This is a genomic window from Morganella morganii, from assembly GCF_019242955.1.
GTDB lineage: Bacteria > Pseudomonadota > Gammaproteobacteria > Enterobacterales > Enterobacteriaceae > Morganella > Morganella sibonii.
Window position 1 is genome coordinate 2,284,039 of sequence record NZ_CP066129.1, and the last position, 18,322, is coordinate 2,302,360.

At 51.4% G+C, this 18,322-nt stretch carries 17 protein-coding genes and 1 pseudogene; 8 read left to right on the forward strand and 10 right to left on the reverse strand.

Going from position 1 to position 18,322, the window contains the following annotated elements:
• Position 1 precedes the first annotated feature (1 nt).
• Positions 2-1,045 (reverse strand): selenide, water dikinase SelD, encoded by a 1,044-nt coding sequence (gene selD, locus JC793_RS10555; RefSeq protein WP_431739819.1) that lies wholly within the window; start codon positions 1,043-1,045, stop codon positions 2-4.
• Positions 1,046-1,073: 28 nt separating this feature from the next.
• On the reverse strand, positions 1,074-1,625 hold the full coding sequence (locus JC793_RS10560; RefSeq protein WP_046893478.1) for an NAD(P)H nitroreductase: 552 nt from the start codon (positions 1,623-1,625) through the stop codon (positions 1,074-1,076).
• Between the two features lie 162 nt (positions 1,626-1,787).
• On the opposite strand from JC793_RS10560, the gene sppA reads away from it, so the two are divergent.
• From sppA to pncA, 3 genes are all read left to right on the forward strand, one after another.
• Positions 1,788-3,650 (forward strand): signal peptide peptidase SppA, encoded by a 1,863-nt coding sequence (gene sppA / locus JC793_RS10565; RefSeq protein ID WP_218426166.1) that lies wholly within the window; start codon positions 1,788-1,790, stop codon positions 3,648-3,650.
• Between the two features lie 105 nt (positions 3,651-3,755).
• Positions 3,756-4,775, forward strand: coding sequence for an asparaginase (ansA, locus tag JC793_RS10570; RefSeq protein ID WP_046893480.1), 1,020 nt, complete (start codon positions 3,756-3,758; stop codon positions 4,773-4,775).
• A 10-nt stretch (positions 4,776-4,785) separates the two neighbouring features.
• Positions 4,786-5,424, forward strand: coding sequence for a bifunctional nicotinamidase/pyrazinamidase (pncA, locus tag JC793_RS10575; RefSeq protein ID WP_218426167.1), 639 nt, complete (start codon positions 4,786-4,788; stop codon positions 5,422-5,424).
• Between the two features lie 42 nt (positions 5,425-5,466).
• On the opposite strand, the gene JC793_RS10580 is transcribed toward pncA, so the two are convergent.
• The gene (locus JC793_RS10580) at positions 5,467-5,742 is read right to left on the reverse strand and encodes a YeaC family protein (RefSeq protein ID WP_046893482.1); all 276 of its coding nucleotides are present in this window, start codon (positions 5,740-5,742) and stop codon (positions 5,467-5,469) included.
• A 104-nt stretch (positions 5,743-5,846) separates the two neighbouring features.
• The gene (gene msrB, locus JC793_RS10585) at positions 5,847-6,260 is read right to left on the reverse strand and encodes a peptide-methionine (R)-S-oxide reductase MsrB (protein WP_004235540.1); all 414 of its coding nucleotides are present in this window, start codon (positions 6,258-6,260) and stop codon (positions 5,847-5,849) included.
• A gap of 329 nt (positions 6,261-6,589) precedes the next feature.
• Between msrB and gapA the strand changes: the two genes are divergently transcribed.
• The 4 genes and pseudogenes from gapA to JC793_RS10605 all read left to right on the forward strand — a co-directional run.
• Positions 6,590-7,585: a glyceraldehyde-3-phosphate dehydrogenase gene (gene gapA / locus JC793_RS10590; protein ID WP_052927560.1), complete on the forward strand. Its 996-nt coding sequence runs from the start codon at positions 6,590-6,592 to the stop codon at positions 7,583-7,585.
• A 160-nt stretch (positions 7,586-7,745) separates the two neighbouring features.
• Positions 7,746-8,564, forward strand: coding sequence for a hypothetical protein (locus JC793_RS10595; protein WP_218426168.1), 819 nt, complete (start codon positions 7,746-7,748; stop codon positions 8,562-8,564).
• Positions 8,565-8,766: 202 nt separating this feature from the next.
• A complete protein-coding gene (locus JC793_RS10600) occupies positions 8,767-9,648 on the forward strand; it encodes a D-hexose-6-phosphate mutarotase (protein ID WP_052927559.1) in 882 nt (293 codons plus the stop codon).
• A gap of 29 nt (positions 9,649-9,677) precedes the next feature.
• Positions 9,678-9,875: pseudogene (locus JC793_RS10605) on the forward strand (D-hexose-6-phosphate mutarotase); the annotation flags it as partial.
• 35 nt (positions 9,876-9,910) lie between these two features.
• Here JC793_RS10605 and JC793_RS10610 read toward each other — a convergent pair.
• The 5 genes from JC793_RS10610 to JC793_RS10630 form a co-directional block, all read right to left on the reverse strand.
• On the reverse strand, positions 9,911-10,540 hold the full coding sequence (locus JC793_RS10610; protein ID WP_182106978.1) for a YiiX family permuted papain-like enzyme: 630 nt from the start codon (positions 10,538-10,540) through the stop codon (positions 9,911-9,913).
• Positions 10,541-10,594: 54 nt separating this feature from the next.
• Positions 10,595-11,353 carry a MipA/OmpV family protein gene (locus tag JC793_RS10615; RefSeq protein WP_046893486.1) on the reverse strand — a complete coding sequence of 253 codons (759 nt, stop codon included), beginning with the start codon at positions 11,351-11,353 and terminating at the stop codon, positions 10,595-10,597.
• Between the two features lie 133 nt (positions 11,354-11,486).
• Positions 11,487-13,781 carry a carbamoyltransferase HypF gene (gene hypF / locus JC793_RS10620; protein ID WP_218428408.1) on the reverse strand — a complete coding sequence of 765 codons (2,295 nt, stop codon included), beginning with the start codon at positions 13,779-13,781 and terminating at the stop codon, positions 11,487-11,489.
• Between the two features lie 96 nt (positions 13,782-13,877).
• The gene (gene alr, locus JC793_RS10625; RefSeq protein ID WP_218426169.1) at positions 13,878-14,948 is read right to left on the reverse strand and encodes an alanine racemase; all 1,071 of its coding nucleotides are present in this window, start codon (positions 14,946-14,948) and stop codon (positions 13,878-13,880) included.
• 26 nt (positions 14,949-14,974) lie between these two features.
• Positions 14,975-16,273: a D-amino acid dehydrogenase gene (locus JC793_RS10630; RefSeq protein ID WP_218426170.1), complete on the reverse strand. Its 1,299-nt coding sequence runs from the start codon at positions 16,271-16,273 to the stop codon at positions 14,975-14,977.
• A 396-nt stretch (positions 16,274-16,669) separates the two neighbouring features.
• On the opposite strand from JC793_RS10630, the gene JC793_RS10635 reads away from it, so the two are divergent.
• On the forward strand, positions 16,670-17,527 hold the full coding sequence (locus JC793_RS10635; protein ID WP_218426171.1) for an alpha/beta fold hydrolase: 858 nt from the start codon (positions 16,670-16,672) through the stop codon (positions 17,525-17,527).
• 59 nt (positions 17,528-17,586) lie between these two features.
• Here the strand turns inward: JC793_RS10635 and fadR are convergent, their stop codons facing one another.
• Positions 17,587-18,300: a fatty acid metabolism transcriptional regulator FadR gene (fadR, locus tag JC793_RS10640; protein WP_046893491.1), complete on the reverse strand. Its 714-nt coding sequence runs from the start codon at positions 18,298-18,300 to the stop codon at positions 17,587-17,589.
• Between the last annotated feature and the right edge of the window lie 22 nt (positions 18,301-18,322).

An 18,322-nucleotide genomic window follows, 5' to 3' on the forward strand; every position in this document is an offset into this window, starting at 1 on the left:
TTTATGCGGTGACTTCAATCAGTGCACGGGACGGGTCCGGCTCAGTCAGTTCACCGACCGGGCTTAATGTCAGGCCGTATTTGCGGGCAACCGCCTCCACTTCCTCACGCGCCGCCGGATCGACCGCCAGCAGCAGGCCGCCGGATGTCTGCGGATCACACAGCAGTTTGCGTTGTACATCGGTCATTTCACCGATAAGGTGACCGTAGCTGTCAAAGTTACGCTGTGTACCGCCCGGGCAACAGCCCTGTGCGATATAATCATAGACACCCGGCAGCACCGGAACAGAATCGGTGTGAATGATGGCCTGCAAACCGGAACCCTGACAAATTTCACTCAGGTGGCCGAGCAGACCGAATCCGGTCACGTCTGTCATTGCTTTTACACCGTCAATTTCAGAGAAATCCGCACCCGGCTTGTTGAGCTGACACATAGTGTCACGCGCCAGATGTTTATGTTCAGGACGAAGTTTGCTCTGTTTTTCAGCCGTCGTCAGAATGCCGATACCCAGCGGTTTGGTCAGCAGCAGCCGGCAACCGGCTTTCGCGCGGTTATTTTGTTTGATTTTATCTGTCGGGACGATACCGGTGACCGCCAGGCCGAAAATCGGCTCAGGCGCATCAATGGAGTGCCCGCCTGCCAGTGAAATACCGGCATCACGGCAGACCGCACGTCCGCCCTCAATCACCTGCTGTGCGATTTCGGGAGCCAGTTTGGCAATCGGCCAGCCGAGGATCGCAATTGCCATAATCGGCTTGCCGCCCATGGCATAAATATCACTGATGGCGTTGGTGGCTGCGATACGTCCGAAATCATACGGGTCATCCACAATCGGCATAAAGAAATCGGTGGTACTGATGATGCCGGTCCCGTTGCCGATATCATACACCGCCGCATCATCACGGGACTCATTACCGACCAGCAGATTCGGGTCGATAAATTTTGCCTGCTCACTGTGCAGGATGGTATCGAGCACTTTCGGGGAAATTTTACAGCCGCAACCCGCGCCGTGACTGTATTGCGTTAAACGCACCGCTTCTGACATGATAGTCTCCTTGTTAGCGTCAGTCCGCTCAGAAATACGTGACAAACGGTGTCAGATCCGGTGCCGCCACTTTGGCAGGCGCTTTCAGTGCCGGAGTGCCGAGATACAGAAAGCCGACAATTTTATCGTGCTCCTCACATCCCAGGCCTTCCCGGACCACCGGATCTTTTGTCCACGCACCGGTACGCCAGATCCCGCCGAAGCCCTGAGCCACAGCAGCCATCTGCATCGCATGAACCGAACAGCCCGCCGCCACAACCTGCTCCCATCCGGGAACTTTATGTTCCGGCTTCACTTTCGCGATAACCGTGATAATCAGCGGCGCACGTAATGGCGCGTTGCGGGCTTTTTCTTCCACTTCCGGTCCGAGTCCGGCTGTTTTTGCCGCATTTTCGAGCAACTGACTGAATTTGGTGATGCCGTCACCCTGCATCACGATAAAATGCCAGGGCTGTAACGCGCCATGATCCGGCGCACGCATCCCGGCATTGAGAATATTTTTTAATGCTTCGCCTTCAGGTGCAGGTGTGGTCAGGCGGGAAGCAGAACGGCGGTTGAGTAATAATGTCAGTGCATCCATCGGTTTTCCCCTTTTTTAGTCGCTAATAAGCTACCACTTTTTTCACTATTTTTAAGGATAGATTGCTTAACTGCTTATATTTTCCGCAATGTGTCGTTTTCAGGCTGACAAATCCGCACATCCTCTTTACGATAGCAGGACATCTTTGTCTTTGGAGCCGTCATGCATACTTTATGGACTATCATTGCCGGAATATTTAAATGGAGCTGGCGAATACTGAATTTTGTGCGTCAGCTTGCCGCCAATGTCCTTTTTATCATTATACTGCTGCTTGCCGCCGGAACCTATGCACTGCTGACAGAGCAGGATGCTCAGGTCAGCCGTGAACCCGGTGCATTATATGTAAATCTCTCCGGCGTTGTCGTCGATCAGCTGACCCGTAACAGTCCGCTGGAAAGCCTTTCACTTCAGCTGCTCGGGGCGTCTTCCGGTCAGTTACAGGAAAACTCCCTGTTTGACGTGGTGGAAACTATCCGTACCGCCGCCACTGACCCGGACATCACCGGAATGATCCTGAAACTGGATGATTTCGTCGGTGCTGATCAGCCGTCACTTCAGTATATCGGCAAAGCCATTACTGAATTCCGCAAACAGGGTAAGCGGGTTTACGCCGTCAGCGGCAACTATAACCAATCTCAATATTATCTGGCCTCTTATGCAGACAAGATATACATGCCGCCGCAGGGCAGCGTCGGTATCTACGGCTTTGCCACCAATACGCTGTATTATAACGAATTGCTGGAAATGCTGAAGGTGAAAACACATATCTTCCGCGTCGGCACTTATAAATCAGCGGTTGAACCGATGATGCGTAACGATATGTCGCCGGAAGCCCGTGAATCCACACAGCGTTTTATCAGCGTGCTGTGGGATAATTATCTCACCACCCTTGCGGAGAACCGCAAAACCGCCAGGGATACGATTTTCCCGGGCGCACAGCAGATGCTGGCACTGATGAAAGCCGCGAAAGGCGATAATGCCGGTTATGCTGTCACACAAAAACTGGTTGATGAGATTATGCCGGCTAACGTGTTTGAGGCAGAAATGTCCAAAACATTCGGCTGGGATAAACAAAACAACACCATCAATGCCATTCCGTTTGCCGAGTATGCCAAAAACATGAATATCGGCGTACCACAGGGTAAAACCACCGGCAATATCGCCGTGATCGTAGTTCAGGGTGCCATCGTTGACGGCCCGGATGCACCGGGAATGGCCGGTGGTGATACCATCGCCGCACAAATCCGTGAAGCCCGTCTGGACCCGGAAATAAAAGCGCTGGTACTGCGGGTGAACAGCCCGGGCGGCAGTGTCACCGCATCCGATCAGATCCGTGCGGAAGTCGCGGCACTGAAACAAAGCGGTAAATCCGTGGTGGTTTCCATGGGCGGACTGGCCGCTTCCGGCGGCTACTGGATTTCAACCCCGGCGAACTACATCATTGCGTCCCCGAGTACGATTACCGGCTCCATCGGTATCTTCGGTGTGGTCACCACGTTTGAAAACACCCTGAGTGAAATCGGTGTACATACCGACGGTGTTTCCACTTCACCGCTGGCAGATACCAGTGTGACCAAAGCGCTGACACCGGAATTCTCAGAACTGATGCAGCTTTATATCGAAAACGGGTACAGTAATTTTATTAACCTCGTTGCCAAATCACGCCATAAAACACCGGAAGAGGTGGATAAAATTGCCCAGGGTCGTGTCTGGGTCGGTACGGATGCCAAAGCTAACGGTCTGGTTGATAAACTCGGTGATTTTGATGACGCCGTCGCCAAAGCGGCAGAGCTGGCCTCTGTTGAGCAGCCGGTTCTCAACTGGATGCAGCCGGAAATGACCTTTATCGACAAACTGCTTGCGGAAACCGCCGGGAATGTGAAAGTCACCCTGCCGTCTTCCCTTCAGGGAATGATCCCGGCTCCGGTCGGTGCACAGCTGACACAGCAGGCATCCTTTATGAAAATGCTGACTGATCCGCAGTACCGTTATGCGTTCTGCTTAAATTGCACCAATATTCAATAAGTTTTATTCTTTACTCTCAGAAGCCTGTTCGTGACGAACAGGCTTTTTTTTATTTCTGAAGCCCCTATAATTTCCTTCCCTGTACTCATCGTTAAGAGCAGTAACATGCAAAAGAAATCCATTTATGTGGTCTATACCGGCGGGACTATCGGTATGCAGCACTCGGCGCAGGGCTATATCCCTGTATCCGGCCACCTTCAGCGCCAGGTAGCCAAAATGCCGGAATTTTTCCGTCCGGAGATGCCGGATTTTACCATTACCGAACACCAGCCGCTGATTGACTCGTCCGATATGACGCCGGATGACTGGCAGTGTATCGCGGATGATATCAAAGCCCAGTATGACCGTTATGATGGTTTCGTTATCCTGCATGGTACGGATACCATGGCGTTTACCGCCTCCGCACTCTCCTTTATGTTTGAGAATCTGACCAAGCCGGTCATTGTGACAGGGTCACAAATTCCGCTTGAAGCGCTGCGCTCTGACGGTCAGATCAATCTGCTTAATGCCCTTTATCTGGCGGCTAATTATCCGGTTAATGAAGTGGGATTATTTTTTAATAACCGGTTATACCGGGGTAACCGCACCGTCAAAGCACATGCTGACGGCTTTGCGGCCTTTACTTCCCCGAACTACCCGCCGCTGATGGAAGCCGGGATTAATATCCGGAATCTCAACACTCACCCGCTGCCGCAGAACACCGCACCGTTCACACTGCATAACATCACTCCGCAGCCTATCGGCGTGGTAACGGTGTATCCGGGGCTGTCAGTGGATGTGGTCAATAACATTCTGCAACAGCCGGTCAAAGCACTGATTATCCGCTCTTACGGCGTCGGTAACGCCCCGCAGCATCCGAAACTGCTCACCGCTCTGCGGGAAGCTACCGAACGCGGTATCATTGTGATCAACCTGACACAGTGTATTTCCGGCCGTGTCAATATGGGCGGTTATGCCACCGGTCATGCCCTGGCGGAAGCCGGTGTGATCAGCGGTTTTGATATGACGTTCGAAGCGGCACTGACCAAGCTGCATTATCTGCTCAGTCAGGATTACACCAGCGACGAAATCCGCATTCTGATGCAGCAGGATCTGCGCGGTGAGCTGAGCTATAACGATAACTGAGGAGTCTGCAATGAAACCGGCACTGCTTCTGGTGGATATCCAGAATGATTTTTGTCAGGGCGGCAGTCTGGCTGTCCGCGACAGTGATACCGTGATCCGCACAGCAAACCGGATGATAACCCGCTGTCAGCAGCAGGGTATCCCGGTGATCGCCAGTCAGGACTGGCACCCGGCAAACCACCTCAGCTTCGCGGTCAATTCCGGGACAGTAATTGGTGAATGCGGTGAACTGAACGGGCTGCCGCAGGTCTGGTGGCCGGTACATTGTGTGCAGAACACGGCGGGAGCTGATTTTCATCCTGACCTGAATAAACATGCCATCACCCATATTATTTATAAAGGTGAAAACCCGGCGGTGGACAGCTACAGTGCGTTTTATGATAACGACCACCGGGAGCCGACCGCCCTGCTGCCGCTGCTGACAGAACAGCACATCACGCATCTCACGGTACTGGGGATCGCCACTGATTACTGTGTGAAATTTACGGTGCTGGATGCACTGGCGGCAGGATTTGCCGTCACCGTGATTACGGACGGCTGCCGGGGGGTTAATTTACAGGCAGAAGACAGTCTCAAGGCACTGACAGAGATGGAAAACGCCGGAGCGGTTTTGCAGACAGCAGCTCAGTTCTGCGGCGAAAAAGAATAGCGATCGTCATGACGGGACAGCAAGCACTGTCCCGTTTTATCTTCAGTCCTGCGGCTTCAGTGTGGCAAGGTGCGTGTCGGTAAACAGCGCTTTCAGTTCCTGTTTGCTTTTCAGGCTGATCTCCCCGTCAGTACCGACCGTCATATGCGCAGGGTCAGCATTATGCCGGGACTGCCATAACATCACCAGTTGCAGACTGCTGTTTTTCTGGGATTCCGTCAGTGGTACACCGTCCGCCCATTTACCCAGTTCAACCGCTGTCACCAGGCGGCCGTACACTTCCGGCGTCATGGCAGACAATAAATTATCAATTTCCATACTCTTCCTTCCCCGAAAAGCGTCTGATTTTACGTTTTTATCACATCAGAAGCTGAATCGTTTTTTCTATCGTTATACAAATGTTAAATTTCAATATAACCAAACTAACCGTTTGTTATCGCTTTTGTTTTTTCATCTTCAAAACTCAGGGATGCTGAATTAATACAATAACGCTGCCCTGTCGGGGCCGGCCCGTCAGGAAAAACATGCCCCAGATGAGCATCACAATGACCGCAGCGGGTCTCAATACGATGCATGCCATGTGAGGTATCGTCAATATACCGGACTGCACTTTTGCTGACCGGTTCATAAAAACTCGGCCAGCCGCAACCGGCATCAAACTTGGTATCCGAATAAAAAAGCGGAGAACCGCAACAAATACAACGATATACCCCCTGTTTCTCATTATAGAGCAGGCGGCCGGTAAACGGGTGCTCAGTTCCCGCTTCCTGTGTGACATAGCGCTGAATCTCTGTCAGCTCAGCGGGTGTATCCCGCTTTTTATCAGTCCCGGACATAGCTGAATCCTTATCATTATTGTGCAGGGTCAGTCAGAATACAGAATAACAAAAAATTAACATCAAATGACCGGATGTTATTCTAAACTTGTCATGTCAGCATTGACACCACTTATTTGTGACATTCTTCACATTTATGCCCCATACACGCTGTCTTTATTCCGGTAACTCCCGATAATAGCGGCGACAAATTTACTGAAAGTGGCGATTTGTTGAGCAGATCAAATGTTAAATGACATTAATTGACACGATTCCGCTTGACGGCTGGCAAGGTTTTGGTAACTTTAGTAGCAACTTTAATTCACTAACAAATAGCTGGTGGTAATACTATGACTATCAAAGTAGGTATTAATGGTTTTGGTCGTATCGGCCGTATCGTATTCCGTGCTGCACAAGAGCGTTCAGATATCGAAATCGTTGCAATCAACGACCTGCTCGATGCAGATTACATGGCATACATGCTGAAGTACGACTCAACTCACGGCCGTTTTAACGGAACCGTTGAAGTGAAAGATGGCCATCTGGTTGTTAATGGTAAAACTATCCGCGTTACCGCCGAGCGTGACCCTGCAAACCTGAAGTGGAACGAAGCCGGTGTTGATATTGTTGCTGAAGCAACCGGTCTGTTCCTGACTGACGAAACTGCACGTAAACACATCCAGGCAGGCGCGAAGAAAGTTGTTCTGACCGGCCCTTCCAAAGATGCAACCCCGATGTTTGTTATGGGTGTTAACCACAAAGATTACGCGGGCCAGGAAATCGTCTCTAACGCATCCTGTACCACTAACTGCCTGGCACCACTGGCAAAAGTCATCAACGACAAGTTCGGTATCGTTGAAGGTCTGATGACCACTGTTCACGCCACCACAGCCACTCAGAAAACCGTTGACGGTCCTTCTCATAAAGACTGGCGCGGCGGCCGCGGTGCATCCCAGAACATCATCCCGTCTTCTACCGGCGCAGCAAAAGCAGTGGGCAAAGTTATCCCTGCACTGAACGGTAAACTGACCGGTATGTCTTTCCGTGTTCCTACCCCTAACGTTTCTGTTGTTGACCTGACTGTCCGTCTGGAAAAATCAGCAACCTACGCTGAAATCTGCGAAGCAATCAAAGCGGCTGCAGCTGGCGAACTGAAAGGCGTGATGGGTTACACCGAAGATGACGTGGTTTCCACTGACTTCAACGGCGAAGTACTGACTTCTGTATTCGATGCCAAAGCCGGTATCGCACTGAACGACAACTTTGTGAAACTGGTTTCCTGGTATGACAACGAAACCGGTTATTCTCATAAAGTTCTGGATCTGATTGCACACATCTCCAAATAAGTCTGCACTCACGTTCTCTGAAATGGCCGCGATTGCGGCCATTTTTTATTTTGTACATCGTGACAGCATCATGCAGATTTAAATGGTGATATCTTTAAATACACTTCGTTACTTGTTTCATATTATTTTTCCGGTGACTACCATAAACAGGAAAGTAACCGTGATAAAAATATTCCATGCTCCGAAATATCAGCCATTACATGCAGAAAGCTGTACTGAAAATCACCCTGTTTTCAGCCATCTGAAAGACAACCTCGCTTCCGTTATTAATAATGTCAAAACATTCTCAACCGGATGTCATACACAGAAAGACCATAATATCCGGAAAGTCTGTGAACAATTAATTGCACTGACCTGCATTATGCCCGAATGTTATCTGACGTCTCGACTAACAGCGTGCGCAAAAGAAATCAACTTCACATTGCCGGATAAAATTGAACCCGTTTCGTCAGAAAACTATCAGACGGCACCATCCATCGGTAAATTGTCCGTATTGAAGACCTCATCTTCCTCAGCACAAACGGCATATAATATTCTCAAAAAACAACAGGATAAATATCTGTCATCCGAAAGCGTGCTTTCACAAAAAAGTGCAGACACCATACAAATGGTGCTTGAGATGGCAGAACAGGGCTTTTGTCTGGCCAGGAGAAATCCTTCCCGTTATGAGGACAAGTATATTGTTACCGTAAAACCGGCAGAAAATACTCAGAATAAAGAGATCTGCATTACACCGGAAAAACTTGGGATACTTCGTAGTGCAGCAAACCGGAGGCACCGTACACTGACCGATCAAGTGATGGCCGCGCATTATAAAAATGAAAGTATCATGAGTAATACCGGCGGCACTTCACTGAGTGAACAGAGTTTTTCAGATCTTTCACATCATCTTTTCTATGCTTGCTTTGATAATATATCAATCCGGCATGACGTCCCCGGAGCCGCTTTTACGGCTGAGATTTCTGACAAAGCAGGATAAAACGTGGTTTTTACTGTTTTATGTCATCAGCCGAAAATCGATAAATTGATTTCTCTGGTTTATTTTTACAACCTCTGCCGGTCGTCACCAATCCCTCCGGGTTTGTCAACGGCCTGAGCCGCTTTTGCGGCTCTTTTTTTTTGTGGTAAACAGTCGTAAAGTACAGAGTAAATGTCCTGTTTTTATTACAAAAGGGTAAATTATGATTGAGCGCCTTCTTGCGTTACCGGTTACCAGTCCGATCACCCCTTCGCTGTCTCAGCGTCAGATCGGGGAACTGCCGGTTATTGTGATCGACCATCCGAAAGTCCGTGCAGCCGTCAGTTTTCAGGGAGCACAGGTACTGGCATGGCAACCGGCCGGTTCAGAACAGCCGGGGTTATGGCTCAGTGAGAACAGCGCATTTACCCCGGGCGTGGCTGTCCGCGGCGGGATACCGATCTGCTGGCCGTGGTTCGGCCCTGTGCAGGCACCCTCTCATGGTTTTGCCCGCATTATGCAGTGGGAGTTCACCGCTCATAATGAAAATGAAGAAGGTGTATTTCTGACCTTTACCCTGCGCGACAGTGCGGAAACCCGCAAAATATGGCCGCATGAATTCACGCTGATCGCCCGTATCCGTCTGGGGGAAACCTGTGAGGTTGAACTGGAAGCCTACGGTCAGTATCAGGCAACTGCTGCGCTGCATACCTATTTTACTGTCGGGGATATTGCGCAGGTCAGTGTCAGCGGGCTGGGTCAGCATCTGCTGGATAATCTGTCACAGCGCGAAGAGTATACGGAAGAGACAAAACTGGTGTTCAATGGCCGTACAGACCGTATCTATACCGAGCCGGAGCAATCCACGTATATTCATGATAAGAAATTAAAACGTCATATTGAAGTGGTGCATTTTCATCACAGTGATGTGGTCTGTTGGAACCCGGGCGCGGCATTATCCGCCTCAATGGCCGATATGCCCGATGACGGTTATAAAACCATGGTGTGTGTCGAAAGTGCGCGGATTAACCGCCCTATGGCACCGCAGGGCGATAAACCGTCTCATCTCTCTGTCCGTATCCGCCTGAACCCGAAAATCGGCTGACGGACTGTTCAGACATTATAAGGATAGTGCTGCATTTTCATCACAGTGATGTGGTATCCCGGAACCCGGGCGCGGCATTATCCGCCTCAATGGCCGATATGCCCGATGACGGTTATAAAACGATGGTGTGTGTCGAAAGTGCGCGGATTAACCGCCCTATGGCACCGCAGGGCGACAAACCGTCTCATCTCTCTGTCCGTATCCGCCTGAACCCGAAAATCGGCTGACGGGCTGTTAAGAGGCTTATAAAGCCGGTGAATGGTTACCGGCTTTCATATACTGTTGTCAGCAGCGGTGAATCAAACATCGCCACCGGTGAAATCACCGTTTCATTCAGCGGAATATGCTCTCCGTACCGTTCTTTCATCTTCGCCTGTACTTCCGGTGAGGATAAATCAAACTCCCGCAAAGTCTGTAACTGACCGACTTCTGTATTCAGTGCATGTTTATAAATTTTCCAGACCAGTTCAGAACAGTAAATCCGCTCATCATCCCATGAAAAGGTCAGATCATAAGGCCGTGACTGATAATGAAGTGCCTGCCGGTATAACTGCTGTTGCTGTGATGCACTCAGCGGCTTTTTCAGCCGTTTCACCACATAACGGCTGCCGGTGCCGCGTGCAATCCACTGTGCCAGCGGTGTAAAGCGGACAGTTTTTGCCGCCTCATACACATACGGTTTTCCGTCACGCAGCAGAATAATGCCCATATGGCTGTATACCGAACCGGTCGCTTTTTGTATAGCCAGGCTCTGGGAGGAGCGCGAGGTATGAAAAATAATATCGCCCTGCTGCGGCTGCCAGGCATATACCGCAGGCACCGCACAACAGAGCAATATCAGAAAATAACGCAATACTCTGACCACAAAAACCTCCGGCAGGGTTTCAGCCATAAAAAAACTGCACCGGACAACAGTCAGGTGCAGTTCTGTTATACCACTGAATTATCAGAAAGTATAAGTTACGCCCGTCCACAGGATAGAGGTGTATTTTTTATCCACCATCGGGCTGTCTTTGGCTTCGCTTGGTAACAGGTCGATACGGCCCATCGCGAAGGCAGACCAGTTTTCATCAAACTGATAATGACCGGTGACTTCAATATACGGTGTCCAGCTGCTGCCCGGACGGTATTCATCCAGACCGCTGCGGCGGGATTCTGAATCGGTGATCCCGTATTCATAACGGTTCTGTTTTTCACTTGACCAGATAACACCGACGCCCGGCTGAACAGACCATGAGTCACCCTCAAATCCGTAGAGATATGCGGCATCAAAACGCATACCATCACTTTTACCCAGGATATCCCCGGAGAAGTTGGTACGCAAAGTACCCCACTCTTCGTGATGGCGGTAGCTAAACCCGGCCATCGCCGTATCGCGGCGGTTATCCAGCTTGCGCATACGGGAATCTTTATTATCTTTGGCACGGTATGCCTGCGGATAGTAGAACAGGTCAACGGACAGCTGATCTTTTTTGTCGTTCCACAGATAATAACCGGTCGCTAATGTATGAAAATAAAAGTTCTTACCCTCATAGTTAACCATCGGAACCGGCATAAACTTGTCAGAGGATTTTGTACCGCGGTATGCCTGCTCCTGATACAGAACAGACGCACCGACAGACCATTTTCCGTCGTCTGCAAAGGCAGAGGCTGACATGATCGTTAACATTCCGAGGCTGACCAGGCCGGCTGATTTCTTATGCATTATCATTTCCTGAGTTAAATTCATGTGCAAATCACCGCAACAAATGTTCGCGGGGCGAATATATTACGGTGAATGATAATTCAGCGATGACAAAAATTACAAATATTTACTGTGCCAAATTGTGCCGCCGGTTTCAGTGACCTAATGCGATTGCCGCGATCAGCGCCTGTCCGGCCGCTATCCCGCCGTCCCCGCACGGCAGTTGCCGGGGTTCGAGTACCTGTCTGTGATTTAATCCGCTCTTAATGAAACGACGCAGCAGGCGGTTATTAAATACGCCGCCGGAGAGTACAACCGTATTCGTCTTCCGCCGGGTTGCCGTATCATCGGCCAGCCCCGCCAATGTATTCGCCAGCAGTACATGAAAACGGAATGCTCTTTCCGGTACGGTCAGCGTCTCATCCGCCAGCATCTGCCAGAGCGGGCGTAAAGCAATGATGTTATCCGTCGTCAGCGGTAATGTGTCGCCGGTAGTAAGTACATCCTGATTGTGACACTGTAACGAACACGCTTCCAGCGCACAGGCCGCTTCCCCTTCCCAGCTTATCTGATCAGCTGTCAGCCCGAGTGCACAGGCGGCGGCATCAAACAACCGCCCGCAGGAAGAGGCTTTCGGTGCGTTAAGATCCTGTTCAATCGCTTTGAGCAGTAATGACGTATTTTTTCCGGCCAGCCGGGCGGCCAGTGGTGACGATGGCCATAGTCCGGCGTGATGCAGATGTGCCAGCAGATTACGCCACGGCTGTACCGCGGCTTTATCACCGCCGGGTAAACTCACTGCGGGTAATCCGCCGGTGCGGATCATCTGCCGGTAATCACCCGCCAGAATTTCACCGCCCCATAATGTGTCATCCGCGCCGTATCCCAAACCATCCAGCGCGATCCCCGCCACTTCGCCATCTTGCGGACGCCAGCCGTGCTCTGCCAGACAGGCAGCAATATGGGCGTGATGATGGTAAACCGGAATAAACGGCACCCCGCGTGCCTGCGCCATGGCAATGCCCTTCTGATGGCTGATATAGCCCGGATGAGCATCCCCGGCAATCGCCTGCGGCCGGATCTGATAAATCTGTTCGAACAGTGTCAGAGACGCTTCAAGTTGCCCCTGTACGGAGAGATCGGACAAATCGCCCAAATGCGGTCCGGTAATTATCTGATGGTGATGCAGCAGACAGAAGGTATTTTTCAGATCACCGCCCAGCGCCACTACGGCAGGCGGATTTTGGCCTGTCACCGCACTGACGTCGATTGCATCAGGCACATAGCCGCGTGCGCGCCGTATCACCTGAATATCACCGGGCTGATAACGGACGATTGAATCATCCGCACGCTGAATAATCTCGCGGTTATGCAGGAGAAAAGCATCCGCAATGGTACTGAGTTGTTCAAATGCCGCCGCGTGACCCAGCGCCGGTGTATGGCCCGATGCGTTACCGGACGTCATAATCAGCGGGCGCTGAATATCATGCAATAACAGATGCTGTAACGGATTAGAGGGCAGCATAATGCCGGTTTCACACAATCCCGGCGCGACCAGCGGTGATAATGCAGCGGACAGGCCCGGTTCATCTGTCAGCACTATCGGTGCTGCCGGGCTTTTCAGTAAGGTTATCAGGCCGGCGTCCGGCTGGTGTTCTGCGCATTCCGCCAGCCAGTCAACAGACGGGAGCATCACCGCAAACGGCTTGGCAGGCCGGTGTTTGCGGGCTCTCAATGCAGACACCGCATCACTGTTTTGAGCATCCGCCACCAGATGAAAACCACCCAGTCCCTGCATCGCCAGAATTTTTCCGTCTTTCAGTAAGCGGACAGCAGCTGCTAATGCATCATCAAAACGGGCAGTAATCTGCTGCTGCGGGTCAGCCAGCCAGATATGCGGACCGCAATCCGGACAGGCGTTGGGTTGGGCATGAAAGCGGCGATCCGCCGGGTCACTGTATTCGTGCTGACACACCGGACAAAACGGGAAAACTGACATGGCTGTGTTCGGACGGTCATACGGCATCCCGCGGATAATCGTAAAACGGGGTCCGCAATGCGTGCAGTTAATAAAGGGATAGCGGTAACGGCGGTTTTCCGGATCAAACAATTCACGGAGGCAGGCATCACAGGTGGCTGCATCCGGAATGATCTCCGTATCCATTTCACCCTGCCCGCTGGCCGTAATGGTGAATGCCGCCGGACGCTGTTCAAAAGTATAATCCTGCTGCCCGATATGGTCGATTCTTGCCAGCGGCGGACACTGAGCCTGTAACCGGCGGATAAAACCGGCGATATCCGCATCTGCCGGCAGGTGAATAAGCACCCCTTCACTGTCATTGCTGACATCTCCGCACAATCCCATCTGATGAGCTATCTGCCAGACCGCCGGACGAAACCCGACCCCCTGGACTTTTCCCTTCACCCGGATTTCCACACCCGCCTGCATAACGCGCTCCTGACTGATTTCAACCGCCACAGTTTACTGCGCTCCGCGTGGCCGGGTATTTATCAGGATCATAAAAACAGCCGGAAAGACGTATAATTACCCGGCGGTGACCACTGGTACCCGCCGTGCCAGTGCCGTCAGCAATTCGTAGCCGATAGTCCCGGCATATTGCGCAACATCATCCACCGGAAGATTAGCACCCCACAATTCAACCGGTGTACCGATATCCGCTTCCGGGCAATGGGTGATATCCGCCGTCAGCATATCCATAGATATGCGTCCGGCCAGCGGGCAGCGCTGACCGGCAATCCAGACCGGGGTGCCATCCGGCGCATGACGGGGATAACCATCGGCATAACCGCAGGCGATAGTGGCAATCCGCATAGGTTTCTGTGCGGTAAAACGGCTTCCGTAGCCGACGGTTTCACCAGCCTCAATATCATGAACAGCAATAATTTCACTGCGCAGTGTCATCGCCGGTTTCAGGCCGAACTCTGCAATATCCGCACTGTTACCGCCTGGTGATACACCATAAAGAATAATACCGCAGCGTACTTCATCTGCACGGACTTCCGGCTCCCACATAGCCGCTGCGGAATTTGCCAGGCACTGCGGTAAATTCAGCGAACTGAACAGAGCAATTCGCGACATCTGCTTACGGATCCCGGCAGTTAAATCGGCGTCCGCAAAATGACTCATCAGTGTGATACTGCCGACCTGCGGCAAGGCTTTCAGGCGCTGGAGTGCATTCAGATACGCCGCCGGTGAAAAGCCCAGCCGGTTCATCCCGCTGTTCAGTTTCAGATACACATTCAGAGGATGAATAAACGTGGCTTCCTCAATGGCATCTATCTGCCATTCGCTGTGTACCGATGTTGATAACTGCAAATGGTCAATCAGAGACAGATCCTGCGGCTGAAAAAATCCCTCCAGCAGCAGAACCGGTTTTTCCCAGCCCAGTTCCCGGACTTTCGCCGCCTCACTGAAATCCAGCAGCGCAATACCCTCCGCCTGTGCCAGAGCAGGAAAAATCCGCTCAATGCCGTGCCCGTATGCGTCTGCTTTCACCACCGCCCACATCCGGGACGGACTGACCCGTTCTTTTACCTGAGCCAGGTTATAGCGGACCGCTTCACTGTCAATCACTGCCTGTATCGGACGAGGCATACCATCACCATTCCTTATTGTTTTATTCAGGCCGTATGCAACTGCTGCGGGATCACCAGCCGGGTTTTAAACCCGTTCAGGTAACGGGAAACCGCGAGATCATCCGCACGGATAGCCGGTTTGTCACCGGACATAATATCGGCGAGCAACTGCCCGCTGCCGCAGGCCATTGTCCAGCCAAGCGTACCGTGTCCTGTGTTGAGGAACAGATTGCTGTACGCGGTCGGGCCGACAATCGGCGTACCGTCCGGTGTCATCGGGCGCAGACCGGTCCAGAACGTTGCTTTGCGGATATCCCCGCCGCCGCCGTAAAGATCCTGAACTACCATTTTCAGTGTTTCGCAGCGCCGTTTGACAATATCCAGATTAAAACCGACCACTTCCGCCATGCCCCCGACACGAATACGCTGATCAAAACGGGTTACGGCGATTTTGTAGGTTTCATCCAGCACAGTCGATGCCGGAGCGCGGCTTTCATCAATGATCGGCATAGTCAGCGAATAGCCTTTCAGCGGATACACCGGAATGGCGATATGTCCGTGCAGTAATTTAGTTGAGTATGATCCCAGCGCCACCACATACTGATCGCCGGTGATCACTTCCTCATCACAAATCACCCCGCTGACGCGGTCACCGCTGAATTGCAGACGATGGATATTCACGCCGAAACGGAATTTTACCCCAGCCTGCCGCGCCATCTCCGCCAGACGTTTGGTAAAGAGATTGCAATCCCCGGTTTCGTCATTCGGCAGTTGCAGTCCACCCGCCAGTTTATGTTCCGCATGGGCCAGAGCCGGTTCCGCCTCATGCAGTTCGCAGACACTCAGCAGGCGGTACGGCACCCCCTCCTGTTTCAGGACAGCAATATCATTGGCGGCGTTATCCAGTTGTTTCTGCGTACGGAACAGTTGTAATGTGCCGCCCTGACGCCCCTCATACTGCAATCCGGTTTCCGCGCGCAGCGTTTTCAGGCAGTCACGACTGTATTCCGCAATTCGCACCATACGGCTTTTATTCATTACATAATAATCAGCACCGCAATTACGCAGCATCTGCCACATCCAGCGCAACTGGAACAGCGAACCGTCCGGTCTGATGGCCAGCGGCGCATGCTTTTCAAACATCCATTTCACGGCTTTCAGCGGTATACCCGGTGCGCCCCACGGAGTGGCATAGCCGGGGGATATCTGACCGGCATTACCGAAACTGGTCTCCTCCGCCGCGGCCGGTTGCCTGTCGATGACAGTCACATTGTGCCCTTTCTGCGCGAGATACCAGGCGGTTGTGACACCGATAACACCACTTCCCAGGATGACAATGTTCATATTGCTGCCTTTTATTTAATTTAACATTAGCATCAGCATAATATTTCAGAAACATTTTGCCAACATAGCGGAATCCCCTCATATCATATTAAGTCTGTTTCTTTGCAGCCGGTCACAAAACAGTGTTTTTTTTAATCACTTAACTCATTAATTAAATGATTCTTTTATCTGAAAATTGTTTTATTATCTTGTAATACAAGCATTTGTTAAATAGTATGCCCACTATCTGTCACAAACACCGCTGTGAACTCATCGCGAAACGCAACCTGACTCCCGTCTTTGTTGCCGATGACACCAGACTGAATAAATAACCTGTATATTTTCGTTATGACAGTTATTTATCAGAATCACTTCCTTATTTTTTATGCCTTCCGGCATATTTTCCGGTTAATGACAATGAATATTAAAAACCAACGCAAAAACATCACCATCTTACCCGGCGGCCGCCGCTTCAGCTGGTATGATTCCGGTCCGGAAACCGGTATTCCGGTTGTATTCTGTACCGGCGCAGGAATGAGCGGCTCACTCGGCTTTGGTCTTTCGTACCTTGAACATGAAAATATCCGGCTAATCACCCCGGATCGCCCCGGACTGGGTGATTCCTCTCCTGATGCCGGAAAATCCCTGAAGTCCTTTGCCGCGGATGTCACTTTTCTGATGCAGTCACTGGGGTATCCGCGATTCCGTGCAGCCGGATTCTCTCAGGGCGCGGTTTATGCCATGGCGCTGGCCTGTTATGCGGACGTTTCCGCGCTGGCGCTGATCTCAGGACAGGATCAGCTCGGTTACCCGGCAACACGGGCCCTGTTATCTGCGGATGTGATTGATATGCAGACTCACGCAAGAACGCAGCCTGACGGGTTCGCGGCATGGGTGCGGGACAATATCACCGCAGACTGGCTGATGAATTTCATTCTGAATTACAGCGGAAAAACGGATCTGGCCGTTTATCAGACAGCGGATTTTTTACCGGCTTACCGGCAATGTATGGCGGAAGCATTTTCTCAGGGTAATGAAGGCTATACACAGGATCTGCTGCTCGCAATGCAGGAGTGGGGATTTACACCGGAACACATTACCTGTCCGGTTTCCCTGTGGTACGGCGAAAAAGATACCAGCACCGTACACTCCCCGGATGGCGGTAGAATCCTGGCCGGGCGTTTCCCCCGGGCGGAACATCATCTGTTTGCGGAAGAAGGCGGCTCCCTGCTCTGGACACAATCACAGGCGATATTGCAGGCACTGGCCCGCTGACAATAAAAAACCGGCGCAGTTTTGTTCACTGCGCCGGTTTTTATTATGTTCATCCTGCGTTACTGCGGATTCAGATCCTGCACGATGCCGCTCTGCATCGTCTGCCAGATAGTGCCGCTCTCTTTACCGTAGCTGCGGACACAATCCAGTACCTTATCATAAGCCTTTTCACGGCACAGACCGGTCAGCTGCCGGTAAAAATTACGTGCCAGTTTGCGGGCTTCCGGGCTCGCAAAATAGAAACGGCCGACACGGGTATATAACCCTTTCAGTCCGTTAAGGATCAGACCGTAAATCGGGTTACCGGAAGCAAAAGCCAGACCGCGGAATACATCATAATCATACTGGCTGAAGGCATCAGAGTTATCATCCGGCTCATTTTCGGCACTGAGGATTTCCAGTGATTGCTCAGGGTTATTGCGAAACGCGGTACGGATAAAAATAGACGCAATGTTTGTCCGGGCGGCCAGCAGATTCTCAATCAGTTTCGGCGCACTTTCGTGATCGAGACGGGCAATCGTTTCCAGGATATTCAGTCCGGAGGTTTCCCAGAAATTATTAATTTTTGTCGGCTTACCGTGCTGAATGGTCAGCCAGCCATCTCTGGCCAGGCGCTGTAACACTTCACGCAGTGTCGTACGGGTCACACCAATCAGTTCGGATAATTCACGCTCTGCGGGTAAAATAGAGCCCGGCGGGAAACGATTATTCCAGATACTTTCAATAATATACTCTTCTGCAAACCCCGCAGGGCTCTGCGCCTTGATTACCATAGGTGACTTCGTCCAAAGCAAT

Bases quoted from the DNA above. Each gene is read 5' to 3' on its own strand.
- selD (WP_431739819.1), bottom strand. From the start codon at position 1,045: ATGTCAGAAGCGGTGCGTTTAACGCAATACAGTCACGGCGCGGGTTGC.
- JC793_RS10560 (WP_046893478.1), bottom strand. From the start codon at position 1,625: ATGGATGCACTGACATTATTACTCAACCGCCGTTCTGCTTCCCGCCTG.
- sppA (WP_218426166.1), top strand. From the start codon at position 1,788: ATGCATACTTTATGGACTATCATTGCCGGAATATTTAAATGGAGCTGG.
- ansA (WP_046893480.1), top strand. From the start codon at position 3,756: ATGCAAAAGAAATCCATTTATGTGGTCTATACCGGCGGGACTATCGGT.
- pncA (WP_218426167.1), top strand. From the start codon at position 4,786: ATGAAACCGGCACTGCTTCTGGTGGATATCCAGAATGATTTTTGTCAG.
- JC793_RS10580 (WP_046893482.1), bottom strand. From the start codon at position 5,742: ATGGAAATTGATAATTTATTGTCTGCCATGACGCCGGAAGTGTACGGC.
- msrB (WP_004235540.1), bottom strand. From the start codon at position 6,260: ATGTCCGGGACTGATAAAAAGCGGGATACACCCGCTGAGCTGACAGAG.
- gapA (WP_052927560.1), top strand. From the start codon at position 6,590: ATGACTATCAAAGTAGGTATTAATGGTTTTGGTCGTATCGGCCGTATC.
- JC793_RS10600 (WP_052927559.1), top strand. From the start codon at position 8,767: ATGATTGAGCGCCTTCTTGCGTTACCGGTTACCAGTCCGATCACCCCT.
- JC793_RS10610 (WP_182106978.1), bottom strand. From the start codon at position 10,540: ATGGCTGAAACCCTGCCGGAGGTTTTTGTGGTCAGAGTATTGCGTTAT.
- JC793_RS10615 (WP_046893486.1), bottom strand. From the start codon at position 11,353: ATGCATAAGAAATCAGCCGGCCTGGTCAGCCTCGGAATGTTAACGATC.
- hypF (WP_218428408.1), bottom strand. From the start codon at position 13,781: ATGCAGGCGGGTGTGGAAATCCGGGTGAAGGGAAAAGTCCAGGGGGTC.
- alr (WP_218426169.1), bottom strand. From the start codon at position 14,948: ATGCCTCGTCCGATACAGGCAGTGATTGACAGTGAAGCGGTCCGCTAT.
- JC793_RS10630 (WP_218426170.1), bottom strand. From the start codon at position 16,273: ATGAACATTGTCATCCTGGGAAGTGGTGTTATCGGTGTCACAACCGCC.
- JC793_RS10635 (WP_218426171.1), top strand. From the start codon at position 16,670: ATGAATATTAAAAACCAACGCAAAAACATCACCATCTTACCCGGCGGC.
- fadR (WP_046893491.1), bottom strand. From the start codon at position 18,300: ATGGTAATCAAGGCGCAGAGCCCTGCGGGGTTTGCAGAAGAGTATATT.